The organism is Slackia sp. (assembly GCF_977041755.1).
Genome location: NZ_CDRRGL010000009.1, coordinates 1 through 12,951 on the forward strand (window position 1 = coordinate 1; position 12,951 = coordinate 12,951).

At 58.8% G+C, this 12,951-nt stretch carries 12 protein-coding genes, 1 tRNA gene and 1 pseudogene; 4 read left to right on the plus strand and 10 right to left on the minus strand.

Translation table 11 applies throughout. The features are described from left to right. The 4 genes and pseudogenes from ACWI8T_RS01765 to ACWI8T_RS01780 form a co-directional block, all read right to left on the minus strand. A pseudogene (locus tag ACWI8T_RS01765) lies at positions 1 to 335 on the minus strand (4Fe-4S dicluster domain-containing protein); the annotation flags it as partial. Between the two features lie 76 nt (positions 336 to 411). Further along, positions 412 to 819, minus strand: coding sequence for a nucleoside-diphosphate kinase (gene ndk, locus ACWI8T_RS01770; protein WP_114614901.1), 408 nt, complete (start codon positions 817 to 819; stop codon positions 412 to 414). Between the two features lie 99 nt (positions 820 to 918). Then, a complete protein-coding gene (locus tag ACWI8T_RS01775) occupies positions 919 to 2,307 on the minus strand; it encodes a tetratricopeptide repeat protein (protein WP_449137731.1) in 1,389 nt (462 codons plus the stop codon). 39 nt (positions 2,308 to 2,346) lie between these two features. Continuing rightward, positions 2,347 to 2,877, minus strand: coding sequence for a peptidylprolyl isomerase (locus tag ACWI8T_RS01780; protein ID WP_123218780.1), 531 nt, complete (start codon positions 2,875 to 2,877; stop codon positions 2,347 to 2,349). A 175-nt stretch (positions 2,878 to 3,052) separates the two neighbouring features. Here ACWI8T_RS01780 and ACWI8T_RS01785 point away from each other — a divergent pair, with 175 nt between their 5' ends. Further along, positions 3,053 to 3,199 (plus strand): hypothetical protein, encoded by a 147-nt coding sequence (locus tag ACWI8T_RS01785; protein WP_417162260.1) that lies wholly within the window; start codon positions 3,053 to 3,055, stop codon positions 3,197 to 3,199. Positions 3,200 to 3,309: 110 nt separating this feature from the next. On the opposite strand, the gene rlmD is transcribed toward ACWI8T_RS01785, so the two are convergent. Continuing rightward, positions 3,310 to 4,635, minus strand: a complete 1,326-nt coding sequence (gene rlmD / locus ACWI8T_RS01790) for a 23S rRNA (uracil(1939)-C(5))-methyltransferase RlmD (protein WP_281668906.1) — start codon at positions 4,633 to 4,635, stop codon at positions 3,310 to 3,312. A 53-nt stretch (positions 4,636 to 4,688) separates the two neighbouring features. Here rlmD and ACWI8T_RS01795 point away from each other — a divergent pair. Then, positions 4,689 to 4,764 (plus strand) — tRNA-Arg (locus tag ACWI8T_RS01795). A gap of 303 nt (positions 4,765 to 5,067) precedes the next feature. Here ACWI8T_RS01795 and ACWI8T_RS01800 read toward each other — a convergent pair. Genes ACWI8T_RS01800 through ACWI8T_RS01810 form a run of 3 tightly spaced genes read right to left on the minus strand, consistent with a single transcriptional unit; the run spans position 5,068 to position 8,161 of the window. Further along, positions 5,068 to 5,778 carry a hypothetical protein gene (locus ACWI8T_RS01800; protein WP_281668905.1) on the minus strand — a complete coding sequence of 237 codons (711 nt, stop codon included), beginning with the start codon at positions 5,776 to 5,778 and terminating at the stop codon, positions 5,068 to 5,070. 11 nt (positions 5,779 to 5,789) lie between these two features. Further along, a complete protein-coding gene (locus ACWI8T_RS01805; protein WP_449137732.1) occupies positions 5,790 to 7,619 on the minus strand; it encodes an FAD-binding protein in 1,830 nt (609 codons plus the stop codon). 2 nt (positions 7,620 to 7,621) lie between these two features. After that, entirely contained in the window at positions 7,622 to 8,161 is a 540-nt protein-coding gene (locus tag ACWI8T_RS01810; protein WP_337427490.1) for an FMN-binding protein, read from the minus strand. Positions 8,162 to 8,410: 249 nt separating this feature from the next. Here ACWI8T_RS01810 and ACWI8T_RS01815 point away from each other — a divergent pair, with 249 nt between their 5' ends. Both ACWI8T_RS01815 and ACWI8T_RS01820 read left to right on the plus strand, forming a co-directional pair. Continuing rightward, the gene (locus tag ACWI8T_RS01815; protein ID WP_418349677.1) at positions 8,411 to 9,001 is read left to right on the plus strand and encodes a TetR/AcrR family transcriptional regulator; all 591 of its coding nucleotides are present in this window, start codon (positions 8,411 to 8,413) and stop codon (positions 8,999 to 9,001) included. A gap of 237 nt (positions 9,002 to 9,238) precedes the next feature. Beyond that, positions 9,239 to 10,222 carry a DUF5692 family protein gene (locus ACWI8T_RS01820; protein WP_114614894.1) on the plus strand — a complete coding sequence of 328 codons (984 nt, stop codon included), beginning with the start codon at positions 9,239 to 9,241 and terminating at the stop codon, positions 10,220 to 10,222. A gap of 309 nt (positions 10,223 to 10,531) precedes the next feature. On the opposite strand, the gene ACWI8T_RS01825 is transcribed toward ACWI8T_RS01820, so the two are convergent. Further along, positions 10,532 to 11,722 (minus strand): ABC transporter permease, encoded by a 1,191-nt coding sequence (locus tag ACWI8T_RS01825; RefSeq protein ID WP_449137733.1) that lies wholly within the window; start codon positions 11,720 to 11,722, stop codon positions 10,532 to 10,534. Then, complete coding sequence (locus tag ACWI8T_RS01830; protein ID WP_449137734.1) at positions 11,709 to 12,950, minus strand: ABC transporter permease; 1,242 nt, start codon at positions 12,948 to 12,950, stop codon at positions 11,709 to 11,711. The genes ACWI8T_RS01825 and ACWI8T_RS01830 overlap by 14 nt, the downstream gene beginning before the upstream one ends. Between the last annotated feature and the right edge of the window lies 1 nt (position 12,951).

Genomic DNA, 12,951 nt, shown 5'->3' on the forward strand with positions numbered 1-12,951 from the left:
TACGGCCCTTCAAGAAAAACGGAATCGAGCTTTTCGATGGCGTTCATATCGCAAGGGTGAACGCCGAAAAGAACGCGTGGCTTCACGTCGAGCTCGTACGCGTCGACATCGTTTTGAGCCACGTCGAATTTGAAAAGAACCTCGCGAGGAGGCAAGAAGTATTTTTTGGGAGAGGCGATGGTGGTCGGGTAATCAAGCACCACGTCATTAGGGTCATCGATAGTATCGAAAATGTGGCCCTGGTCGCATTCGACCGGAGCCACAAGTTCGTAAGAATCCATGAAAGCCCGAATGAGCGAAGGCACGTCGCCAGCATCAATGATGCGGTAGAGCACAAGCTCCTCCTTCAATCCGACAATGAAAGCGAGCGGCTTGCCGACGTGTTCGCCCGAAAGGCTTAGCGTAGATTATTTATGCACCGAAGAAGATGCCGATTTCACGCTCGGCAGACTCGGGCGAGTCGGAGCCGTGAATAACATTTTCGTCCATAATGAGACCAAAGTCACCACGAATCGTGCCGGGGGCAGCTTCTGCCGGGTTGGTGGCGCCCATGAGGGTGCGCATCTTCTTGACAGCGCCTTCGCCGGAGACAACCATCTTCACAACCGGGCCGCTGGTGATGTACTCGATGAGGCCGTTGTAGAAGGGCTTGCCCTCGTGCTCAGCGTAGTTCGCAGCAGCCTGCTCGGGGGTAACATTGGCCAGCTCCATGCGTTCGATAACGAGGCCGGCGCGCTCGATGCGGCTCACGATCTCGCCGATATGATGATTGCGCACAGCGTCGGGCTTGAGCATGGAGTAGGTCTTTTCAATTGCCATGATTGTTCCCTTTCTTAAAGAAAAAACGGCTTTCTAACAGGCACGTCGCACAAAGGCGACGCGCTTTATTGCAACCTGGCTACCCAGGCGTTGCAGCATTTACGACTGCTGGGAGGCGAACGTCATTTGTACGCCGGAAACCTTCCAGCCAAGCATATCGCGCACCATGGAAACAGTGTAGGACACTTCCCCGCCCTCGGGCGTGGATGCCGTCACGTACACCGTGGAGTTTGACATGGATTTGTCCATGCCGTCGATGGCGACATCGGAATCGGACACGACGCCGCGCATGGCATCGTCAACCTTATCGGAGCTCATCGACGAAACGAAATAGCTCGAGGCGTTCTCGGTATCGGCAAACAGGCCCTTCACCACGCTTTCCTGCGTGGGATAGCCGTAGCCCTGCGTATACAGGAACACGCCTGCGCCGGCAGCGAGCAGCAGGAGCACGAAGAACGCGACCAGGATTTTCAGGCCGACGTTGCGGCGCTTGCGATCTTGGCGCGCAATGCCCTTCGAATAGCGCTCGAGCTCTTCGTCGCTCGCATTGAAGAAACGCTCGTCGCCCGAATTGTAGTTATCGACCGGCTCATAGCCATAGGCCTCGGCCGGATAGTACTGCGGGTCGGCGTACGCTTCCACCGGATAGGCGTCGTCTTGCGTGGGCACGCCATCGGCCGGAACGTCGAGGCCCGACATGTCGTTGCCGTCGTTGGGCGCAGCCGCGGGTGCGGGCGCTGCCTGCTGGCCAATGGCGGGCATCGCGATGGTGCCCGTCGCCATGCACTTGGCAGCCTGGGCATAGTCGACGCTCGCCGACTCGCTCAGGAAGTATGTTTTGTCGGCGAGAGCCGACTCGAACGCGCTCATGGCCTTCTGCATTTGGCCCAGAGCAACGTAGGCCTGACCGAGGTTCGCGTACATCTTATTGCGCGTTGCGGCATCCATGTCGAACTGCAGCGCGCTTTCATATGATGCCACGGCATCGGCCGGACGATTGAGGGCCATGAAGCATACGCCCAGGTTGAGCAGCGCCTTGCTCGGATCGGGGTTGCGCGAATCGAGTGCAGCCTCGCGGAATGCGACGCCGGCTTCGGCGTTTTTGCCAAGCTTCAAAAGCGCATTGCCCATGCCCAAATAGGCCTTGTAAGGAGTGTCGTATTTGGCATCGGAGGTGGCGATTTCAAAATGAGACACGGCGTTTTCGTAATCGTGCTTGAAAACGTACGCTTTGCCCAAGTTGCAATTCACCGCGCCCACGGCATCGTAAGCGGAATCGGCGGTCGCCTGAGTGTACGACTCGATAGCCGAATCGAAATCTTTCAGCTGCAGCAAGCAGTTGCCCAGCTGATGGTACAGATACCCCAAATCGCCCGGGCCCTTCGGCACGCTGGGGTCTTGGAGCAGCTGGACGTATGCCTGGCTTGCGGCCTGAAAGTCGCGTGCCTGGTATGCGGCTTGCGCCTGGGCTACGTATTGGTTGTCCATGAATTCCTGTCTTCCTTGAATACGCGTGAAAGCTTGTGGCTAGTCGGCGTTTTCGATTTCGATAGTTTCAATGACATCGCCCACGCGAAGCTCGCCGATGACATCTTTACCTTCGACAGTCTGGCCGAACACGGTGTAGCCAGAGTCGAGATTATGCTGGGGACCCAAGCACAGATAGAACTGGGAGCCCGCAGAATCGGGGTTCGCGCTGCGAGCCATGGCCAGTGCGCCGTCTTCGTGGGAGTTGTTCGGGTTGGTGGTGTACTCCTGCTTGATGCAGTAGCCCGGGCCACCCGTGCCAAGGCCAGCCCACGGGTTGCCGGCAGCTTCGATAACCTGCGCGGAATCGAGGTCGCGGGTGTTGGGGCAGCCGCCCTGAATGACGAAGCCGGGAACATAGCGATGGAACTTGAGGTTGTCGTAGAAGCCCTTGCGAGCGAGCTCAACGAAGTTGCCCACGTGGATGGGGGCGTCGTCGCCGGCGAGCTGAACTCGAATGTCGCCTTTGGAGGTTTTGATGACGGCGATTTCCTTGCCGTTGGGCTGATACTCGGGGGTATACAGTGCCATAGTCGATAACTCCTTCTTTATCGTGCGTTGAAACTGCGTCTGGCGCCGGTAATCGGCGCGAAGTCGAAGCATCGTTGCTGCAAGCGGCGCCTCTTTTGCCGCGTTCGGCAGCACATAAGCTTTTGTATGATACCGCTCAATGGCTTTTTGCAGGCCTGCGCCATAAAAATTGCTCATGAACTCGATGGAATTCCAGCACGAAAACGCCTCGAACCTGAAAAAGGGGCGGACGCTCGAGCACGCGAAGGCGAGCGCCAGCGAGCAGCACAGCGAGCAGGGACACGACGAATCTGATTGTCCATGGTTAAAACAAGCCTTTTAGCGGAACAATATATGCAAAAAAACGCCCGCGCTTGTGTAAGCGTTCACACAAGCGCGGGCGCGCCTTCTCTTCAACGCTTCATGCGGCGACTCCAAGCAAAACCAATCGCTCTATTGGTTCTTATTCGCGAAAATCGAAACCGTCTCGACATGGAAGGTCTGCGGGAACATATCGACAGGCGTTGCTTGCAAAAGCTCAAAGCCGGCCGCTTCGAGCAACTTTACGTCACGCGCCCACGTAGCTGGGTCGCAGCTCACATACGCCACGCGCAAGGGCGCCGCCTCGGCGATGGAGCCGATAATTTCTTTCGCGAGGCCACTTCGGGGCGGATCGACGATGAGCGCGTCAAGCTCACCGAGTTCGGGCAGCTCACGCGTCGCGTCGCCGCCAATAACCTCGACATCGACGTTTTCCTGCTCAACGGTGTGGCGCAAATTGCGCACGCTCGAGCCATACGACTCCACGGCGTACACGCCGCCGCAGCGCTTCGCGAGCGGAATAGTGAAGGTGCCCACGCCGCAGAACAGGTCGGCCGCAACGCAATCTTCATCGAGCTCGAGGCCGTCAAGGGCAAGCTGCACCAGCTTATCGGCCTGAGGCGTGTTCACCTGGAAGAACGAGGGCGCGCTCACGCCGTGTTCAATGCCTGCGACGGTTTCGCGCCAAAAACCGCGGCCATCGAGAATCTCGAGGCCTTTAAGCTTGCGCGCGCTGCCCGCATCGGCCGTCATCACGCGCACGATTGACGAAGCTTTCACGGCCGTGGACAGGGTTTTCGCCACGGCATTGCGCGGAAATGGGCCGGGCGTCGTCCACAAAGCCACTTCCAAATCGCCCGAACGGTGCGAATGGCGCACGCCTACGCGATGGATGCCTAAATCTTCGCGACCCGTGAGATAGCGTAGAGCGCCGCGCAGAGCCTTCGGCGTTTTTTGGGCTTGTTTATGCGCAAGCGGGCATGCGTCGGCGGCAAGGATTTTGTCGCTTCCCTTTTGATGGAAGCCCATTTGGAAGCCCTGCTTCGCATCGAAAGCGCAGCTGAACTCGAGCTTATTGCGATATTCCATTTGTCGCTTCGACGGCACGCATGCGCCAACGATGCGCTCGGCGCGCTGCGCATCGAAGCCGCCGATGCGACGCAGCTGCGACACCACGGCATCGCGCTTCGCAGCAAGCTGACGCTCGTAAGATATATGTTGCCAACCGCAACCGCCGCATACGCTCGCAAGCGGGCATGCCGGCAGCACGCGATCGGGCGACGGCGCAACGAGCTCGACCACGTGGCCTTCACAGAAATTGCCCTTGTCGCGATCGATTTCGACCAAGGCGACATCTCCCGGGCATGCGCCGTTCACGAATACGGTTTTGCCATTTTCCGCACGGCCGATGCCCGCATCGCCATAGGCAAGGCGATCGATGGTAATAGTTTCTGGCATAGTTCCTCTTTCTCGCGAGAGACATTTTAGCGTATAATGAGCGACTGCGATGTGCCCCAGTAGCTCAGGGGATAGAGCGTCTGCCTCCGGAGCAGAAAGCCGTAGGTTCGAATCCTATCTGGGGCACCATTCCGATTTTCCTCGAACCCGCATGGTGCGGGGTTTCTTTTTTTCGGGAAGAAATAGCAGCTGTCTCCCTCCTATCGCCGAACACGCCGCAGCGTTATCGCACAAAAAAGCGAGCCCGCGTGCGGACTCGCTTGGGAGGGGCGTGCATACCTTCCGCCCAATGTATTGTCGCGAACCATACCCAGCTGACGCGAACTGCCGTTTCTGCAGCTTTTGTTTTTTCGACGAATCTGCGACGACTCTCACCGCCATGCGCCCGAGCCCACCAAAGCGGCAGCCCTCAAGCGACATCAAGCGACAGGCTTATTTCGCGAAACGGCTTGCAGCAAGCAGCATGGCGACGTTCACAATCGCATCGGCGGCGAACCACATGCCGAGCGCCGAGGTATCGATGCTCACATGATTGAGCGTAGAGAACGTGCCCACCGTGAGCACCATGACCGCCAAACCGCACACCGCGCACGCCACAAGCAGGTTCACGCAGGCACGCTTCGACGTTTTCGCGCGTCGCACGCACGCCACGGCAACCATAGACGCTGCACCAAGCAGCGTTCCAAGAAATGCGGCGAATACGATTGCGGCAACCACGAGCACGCCCGTGCCGGGAAGTTTCGAGCTCATAGAGCCAACCTGCACGGCCGACAAAATGCCGCCTCCAACAATAACCAGGCATACGATTGCGACGAGCGCCGTAGCCCATCCCCACAGAAACGCGCTTGCCGCGCTGGCCTGGCCACCCTCGCGACGAGCGATCGCCGCATACAAAGCCACGCCCGCAACCGAAAGCGTGAGCGCGAGTGAGGCGGCAAACATGAACGCCACGAACGCCGAACCCGTGAGAATGGAGCAAATCGTGTCAAGAATGGCGACATCGCTCGCCGAAATGTAGTCATAGGCAAGCGCGCCTGTGGCATCCATAATACCCAAGCCGATGCGCGACACAACGGCCACGATAAGAGCCATTCCGAACAAGGTCACATACGGCCTGGCCATGGCCTTCATTTGGGTTTTCATGTCAGGCCTCCCTAAAACTCGTTGTCGATGACCGACGTTCCGCACAAATACCCGCCGCAGAATGCCAAGCCCACATCGCCCATAAGCGAACCAAGAATAGGATCGCCGATATAGGAGTTCTCGCCGCATGCGCCGCCAGCGGTATGCCAACCCGCATACAGGCCGGGAATCACGAGGCCATTGGTGCCCACGACCTGCATTTGGTCGTTGATGAGCAGGCCCGCCTTAGTGCCGTACAGGTTTCCGCCAATGCGGCAGCCATAGAACGGCGGCGTAGTAATGGCATGGAGCCATTCAGGAGGCATGGGATAGAGGAAGTCGTCCTCGCCCTTTTCGCAGCATTCGTTCCACTTCGCAACAGCATCGGTGAGCACGCCTTTCGCGAAGCCTAAATCGGCCTCGAGCTCCTCAAGCGTATCGCGGCGCTTGAGCACGTCGGCATCGATGGCGTCTTGCACACCGTGGTGCCAGTCGCGATAGTGCTCGGGCACCTTGTCGATTTGCTCCAAATCGGGCGTGATGAGCTTGCGGCAGTGTTCCTGCGCGAAGCCCGCCAGGTGATCTTCGTAATTCGCGTCGAAAATGATGTAGGAGCGATGCCCAGGAGGCACCATTTGAATGGTCGCCAAGTCGCCCAGCGCGTAAATCGCGTTCGCGCCGTCTTCGCCCACACGGCTGTCCATATAGCGCAGGCGGTTGCCCGCGCGGTCGATGGTGAGCCACGGCTGGCGCGAGAGCTGCGTCATGCCGTCATAGAGGAAGCGCGCCCATTGCCCGCCTTCAGCCTGCCAATCGACGCCGCCATCGAAACTCGCGGAACTGTTGAAGCCCGACACATCGGCGCCAACGCCCAAGCCCATGCGGAAGCATTCGCCCGTTTCGCCGCCGACGAGATAGCTCGACGCGCAGCCCATGGCCGCCGTGGGAATGTAGCGATCGAGCAAGGCTTTGTTGTTGCAGAAGCCGCCCGCGGTAAGAATGACGCCCTTAGACGCGTGGATATAAACCTCGTGCTGGAAATCTTGCTTGGCGACCAAGCCCACGATACGGCCCGTTTCGTCCTGCACAAGCGCCTCGGCGGGGCAACGGAAAATGAATTCAACGCCCTTGGATACGCCGTAATCGTACATGGCGTCGGTCGCGTCTTTCATTTTCAGCACGTGGTGGTCGAGCGTGGAATTCTTCGGCGCAACGTACACCGGCACTTCGCCCAAGCGCCACTTCACGCCGCAATCGGCCATCCAGTCAAGCGAGTGGCCGCCTTCGCACGCGATTTTATAGATGAGCTTCGGGTCGGCCGCGTAATGGTATTCGTCCATCGCCCAATCGGTGAGCGCTTTGGGGTCGAACGGATAGCTCGGGAATGCGAAGTGCTTTTCTTCCTGCTTCGAATAGCCGCCCAGAATGCCGCACATGCCGGCCGATTGCGCATTGCCGCCCCATGACGCCATGCTTTCTACGCAGATGACCGAAGCGCCCAGTTCGGCCGCACGCGCCGCAGCGTTCAAACCGCCGCCGCCCGCACCCACGACCACGACGTCGCATTCGTAATCCCACGCATCGGGGACTTTGCGGGGCTCGATAGCCGTGGCATCGTTCGCAGGAAATGCCGCTGCATCGTGCTCGCGATATGTGCCATCGGGCGCGCTCGCGTTCGTGTCTTTCGAGGGAGCTACGGCAACGGCTTTGCTGCCGTCGGCCGCCCAGTCACCGATCACGCCCGCCTCTTCGGCATGCGCCGCCGCCGGTATCGCGCTCGCCGCAGCCAAACCGCCGGCCAAAGCCGCCGCTCCGGTCAAGAAATCGCGACGGGAAACGCCTTTGTTCTCAAGAGCCGCCATGGCTATTCCCCCTTCTGCACTTTGTCGATGGTGGTGCCGCTGCCCACTTCCACGGGCTGCAAGTCGGCGCCCGCCTGAATAAGAGCGTCGGTCGTGGCCTGACGCACGCCGGCGGTGGTGATGGTCGCGCCCGAAATGCAATCGATATCGGGACCCTGCTCGACGTCGATCATGGCGGCGTACTTGCCGTCGCGAATGGCCTCGAAGCCGCCCACGCTTTGCGTTTCGCCTTCCTGGGTCACCTCAATGCAGTTAATATGGTTGCCTTGCACCGCAAGCGTCACCGTGATAAGACCGTCCATGCCCAAGCCCGTGCCGGTGTATACGCCATCGACCAGCGTGAAGTCGCTTTGAGCCTTCGAATTCGCGCCTATCTCGACAGCCCATGGATCGTCAGCATGCATGGCGAGCTGCTCGGCGCTTGCCGCGTCTTTGCTGCCAGACCCCTCGAACGATGCACCGCAGCCCGTCATGGCAACGGCAAGCGCGCATGCGCCGCATGCGGCAATCGCGCGGGTTCCTTTTGCAGTATTCGTTCGCATCGGTACCCCTTCCCTTATGCTTGAATCCCCATTCATTACTTCATCGAATTTCTTTTTTTGTTACTCCGATGAACTTTTAGCGCACTATAGCATATTTCATAAAGTCTCGATAGTCCCAGTTTGAGAGCGAATACAGAATTGACGCTTTGTCAATTCTGTACATTGACACCCCGTTAAGTTCTGTCTTATTGTGTACACATCGTGAAGCGAAGATTCCAAAAGCCTCATCTTTAGGGGAAGGAAAAGGGCATGGATCGCAAGCTTGAAATTATCCAGTGCGCACGCGAGCTCATCGAAGAACGCGGCCTCGCGAAAACGTCAGTCGCCGCAATCACCGAACGCATGAACGTGGCGCGCACGTTGTTCTACCATTACTTCCCCAGCAAGGAAGATTTAGTCGCCGCCGTGCTCGACACCTACGTTGACGAGTTCATCGCAAGCCTGAAGGAGTGGAACGCGCAACGCGTTGAGGGCGATATCGAGGGCGCGCTCGACACAATCGTGGCGCTCATTCGCGACCAGCTTTTCGATAACGACAACGCGCACAAACCGTTTCGCCGGGCGCTCGCCACACACGAAAACGCCTCGCTCTATTTGCGATTTATCAATCGCGTCGCCGATGCGTCGGCGACCTACATCGTCGAAACCACCGTGGCCGATTTTGGACGCTTGCATAAAGTGCGCATCGACCACGTATACGAAACGTTCTACATGCTCATATTGGGCATCGTCGGCTACATGCGACAGCATCCCGAAGGAAGCGACGACGTGCTGAAGGACATCATCGCGCAAACGCTTCACTTCGAACGCGAGCGCGAGCAAAGCCACCATACGGCGTAGAGCCGAGGGGATAAAGGGGATCTGCTGGCTTCAAGAATGGGAAGCGATTTCAGCCGGCAGATCCAAAGGGTACCAGCGAGGAAAATTCTGGCGATCAGCTCAAGGACGCCACGCGAATTCGCGCGCTTCGATGCGCCGCCGATTCGCGGATGCGAACCGAGATCCGACAGAATCGTCCGCAGCGGCACAGGGGTGCGCGGGTCGTAAGCTCGCGCAGCAAAAGAAAGGAGGCATCCAATGCTGTTTGACGTTTATGGCGACAACGCTGTATACCAATGGATTGGATGGATCATCGTGTTTCTGGCCCTCATCGGGTTCAACGAAATCGCACGACGCACGAAAATCGGCGGCATCACGTGCTTCCTGGTGATTCCAGGAATTCTTACCGCATACTTCATCGCGATTTACGCGGGAGCCGCCGCGGGTGCCGAGTGGGCGCTCAACAACCCCACGTATCTCTACATGAACAGCTGGTTCCACTATGCCAAGCTTTACGCCGCAACCGCAGGCTGCATCGGCTTCCTTATTCTGAAGTATCACTGGGGATCGCTCGGCAAGGCCGAATGGTTCAAATGCTTCCCGTTCGTCATCGTCGCCATTAACATTCTGATCGCCGTAGTGAGCGACTTCGAAAGCGCCGTACGCGCCTTCGGCACCACGTGGGTTTCCAGCGAAGGCGTCACGCTGTACGGCGGCTGGCACAACGTATTCAACGGCGTTGCCGGCATTTTGAACATCTTCGTCATGACCGGTTGGTGGGGCATCTACGTGTCCAAGAAGAAGCAGGACATGCTCTGGCCTGACATGACGTGGGTTTTCATTCTGAGCTATGACATTTGGAACTTCTGCTACACCTACAACTGCCTGCCCACCCATTCTTGGTACTGCGGCCTGGCGCTGCTGCTCGCCCCCACGGTTGCCAACTTCTTCTGGAACAAGGGCGGCTGGATTCAGAACCGCGCCTACACGCTGAGCCTGTGGTGCATGTTCTGCCAGGTAGTTCCCATGTTCGCGAACGACTCCATCTTCGCGGTGCAGTCGGTGAACAACCCCGACGTGAACCTGGTCGTTTCGATTCTCGCCCTTGTAGCCAACGTCGCCGCCGTAGGCTATGTGATTTACCGTGCCAAGAAGCTCGGCGTGAACCCTTACACTCACGAAGTATTCAAGGGCACGCGCGACTACGAGCAGGCCATGCTGCGTGAGGAGAACGCCGCGTAACGAGCGAGGCGCGTCTCGACATGCGCAAGAGTTTCGAGATGAACAGGTGCCTCGAGATGTGCAAAACACACCTCGAATGTGGCATCGCGTCACGATAAAAAGCCGGAAACCCCTGGTTGCACAACACTGCGACCAGGGGTTTCTTGTTTATGCGTACATTATGCAGAAGAATCGGGCGGAACAACACGCCTCGCATGTCACATTCGAAGGCCTTTTTGAGCAAATCGATCGACGTTCGCAATACGCCCTAGTCGGCATTTCCCTATGCGCCGCGGCCAACGCTTCCCTGTGCCCGCAACCGAAATTTCCCTATGCGCCGCGCTCACGCAGGCGCACGCGTCCAATCGCGACGGCGATAATCGCGATTACGAGCGCCCATAAGAACGTGACGCCAACCTCCCCCGCCGCCTGAAGAGCCAACCCCGACGTGATTCGGGAAGCCTGCGAGACCTCAATCATCGCATTGGTCGCCCAATAAAATGGGGTGAACGCCGCAGCCACGCGCACACCCTCGCCCACGATCGAGAGGGGAATCCATGCGCCGCTGAAAAAGCTGCACGCCAAACCGACGATGTTGCCGGCGCCATTCGCCACGCTTTCGCTCGCCCCAAGCTGCCACAGCAGAAACCCGAACGCGGCGCCGATAAGCGCTACGCCGAGCTGCCCGAACACCACAATCGCGACCGAGGCAGGCGCAGCTCCGCCGGCGAGAGGCCTGAACACCGCGAGACCCGCCGCAGCAATGACCGCCCAAATTACCAGCGAAGCGAGCACACACGCGAGTCCCACCTGCGCACCATAACTCTCGCTGCGCACGGGACCCACCACAAGACGACGGCGCATTTCGGTTTTGCGCAGCGACGCCAAACCAACTGCGATAAAAATCGCTGACGAGGTGAACAGCGCATATGCCGAGAAGGCAGCGAAGTTGATGTACTTCACCGAAAGGCCTTCCGAATCGACCGAGAAAAGCTCCACGGGGGTCTCGTTGCTGCACGCGGCGGTTGCATCGTTCGCGATGTCGTGAGCGCTGGTCTGAACGTCAGTCGAGGCAAAGCCATAGAGCGACTGCACGTATGCTTTCACGCGCTGGTCCATGAGCGCGCCACGCGCGCCCTGATAGCTCACCACGGTTTCGAGCGTCGGCGCGTCGGCGCCACTGTGCGCAGCTTCCACGAGGCCTTCTTGGAAACCCTCGGGAATAATGAGCACATAACTCGCAAGGTCTTTCGCCGCGGCGTCCTGCAGGGCAAACGTGGAATCTTCCACATGCACTTCTACAGCATCTTTGAGGGCGAAATCTGTGAGAGCGGCCGACAGCTCGCTGCCATCCCGATCGACAACCGCAACCTTAGGCGCATCGTTGGAAAACTCGCTCGCCTGGGGTGCTTCAATGGCGCCCGAGCCAAGAATCGCCATGCATCCCAAAGCAAGCGTGTATATAAGCAAATAGCTCCAGTGCCTTGCGATAATCGTGACGGCAAGCTTAAAGACGTTCATAATTCTGCCTCCTCATAAGCAAAGCCGCCACGACGAAGAACACCGCGGCCATCACAGCGAGCACGCACAGCGTCGCGAAAAAGGGCGCGAGCGAATCGTAATAGGTCAAATCGTAGAACGCGTTTGCCGCCTGCGCCGCAGGGTTGACGAGCACAGCCCAAGGCGCACTTTGCGACACGCGGTCGGCGAGCTGCATAGAAGGCTCGCCATACAGGCCGGCGAAAAGCGCGCAGAAACAGGTGATTCCCGTCGCGATGCCCGTTTTCCCGGGGATCGGGATTTTCGGAATGGCCCCAATTGCCGCGCCCAACGCCGTCGACATGAGCGCGCATGCGGCAAGCGCAAGCATCGCCAGCCCATCGCGTCCACCGAATTCCACGCCCAGCACGAAGCGCATATAGGCAAATGCCAGAAGCAGGCAGAAGAATACCGTGACGAAGCCCGCAGCCATGGCGACCGCCAATTGCCTCGCGGGAGAGACGCCCGAAACCTGTCGGCGCGCGCCAACCGCCGATGTGTTCGCACGCGCGGCTGACACCGCGTTAATCGAAACGGTGATGGACATGAGCGCCGCAAATCCCATAAGCGCGTAGTAATAGCGCACCGTGCTGCTCGCCTGCACGCGAAGCACGTCGACCTGCTGGGTTCTCACGGCGTCGGACATGAATGCCGAAGCTGCTTCGCTCATGCCGGCCGAACGGGCAAACTCCGCAAGCTCGCCTTCGCTCGGGGGCGCCTGCATGCCTTGCGCGGAAGGCTGGGATAAAAACGTCTGCTTCATTTCGGCATAGATTTGACGATATTGGTCGAGCACGGCGCGCACGACGCTCTGGTCGATCGAACCCGTCGTAAGACTCGCGGCAAGCGGAGACACTTGCATGCTCGGCAAGCCTTCTTCGTCCACGGTAATGCATGCCGCCGCGTCACCCGAAAGCACCGCTTCGCGCCCTTCTTCAAGCGTCGCAACCTTCGCGACATCGAGCAGCTGGCCCGCACCCGGCGCCGACACTTCGTCGAGCATTTCGCGGAAGAACACGGCCCGTTCGGAGTTGAAGTTGTCATCAGCAACCACCACGCAGCTCGCAGGGTCGACGCGATAGCTTTCGTCGATATTCGAAAGCATCACATGAAAGAGCGTGGCAAGCGCCAACGGAAACAGAATGACCCATATGAGCACGTCGCGCTGTCTTACAAGCATGCGCACGGTGTGCGCGAATAAAGCGCCCATG

Excerpts from the sequence above, each read along its gene's own strand:
- ACWI8T_RS01830 (WP_449137734.1), bottom strand. The coding sequence starts at position 12,950 with ATGGGCGCTTTATTCGCGCACACCGTGCGCATGCTTGTAAGACAGCGC.
- ACWI8T_RS01800 (WP_281668905.1), bottom strand. The coding sequence starts at position 5,778 with ATGAAAACCCAAATGAAGGCCATGGCCAGGCCGTATGTGACCTTGTTC.
- ACWI8T_RS01780 (WP_123218780.1), bottom strand. The coding sequence starts at position 2,877 with ATGGCACTGTATACCCCCGAGTATCAGCCCAACGGCAAGGAAATCGCC.
- ndk (WP_114614901.1), bottom strand. The coding sequence starts at position 819 with ATGGCAATTGAAAAGACCTACTCCATGCTCAAGCCCGACGCTGTGCGC.
- ACWI8T_RS01785 (WP_417162260.1), top strand. The coding sequence starts at position 3,053 with ATGAACTCGATGGAATTCCAGCACGAAAACGCCTCGAACCTGAAAAAG.
- rlmD (WP_281668906.1), bottom strand. The coding sequence starts at position 4,635 with ATGCCAGAAACTATTACCATCGATCGCCTTGCCTATGGCGATGCGGGC.
- ACWI8T_RS01825 (WP_449137733.1), bottom strand. The coding sequence starts at position 11,722 with ATGAACGTCTTTAAGCTTGCCGTCACGATTATCGCAAGGCACTGGAGC.
- ACWI8T_RS01775 (WP_449137731.1), bottom strand. The coding sequence starts at position 2,307 with ATGGACAACCAATACGTAGCCCAGGCGCAAGCCGCATACCAGGCACGC.
- ACWI8T_RS01820 (WP_114614894.1), top strand. The coding sequence starts at position 9,239 with ATGCTGTTTGACGTTTATGGCGACAACGCTGTATACCAATGGATTGGA.
- ACWI8T_RS01805 (WP_449137732.1), bottom strand. The coding sequence starts at position 7,619 with ATGGCGGCTCTTGAGAACAAAGGCGTTTCCCGTCGCGATTTCTTGACC.
- ACWI8T_RS01815 (WP_418349677.1), top strand. The coding sequence starts at position 8,411 with ATGGATCGCAAGCTTGAAATTATCCAGTGCGCACGCGAGCTCATCGAA.
- ACWI8T_RS01810 (WP_337427490.1), bottom strand. The coding sequence starts at position 8,161 with ATGCGAACGAATACTGCAAAAGGAACCCGCGCGATTGCCGCATGCGGC.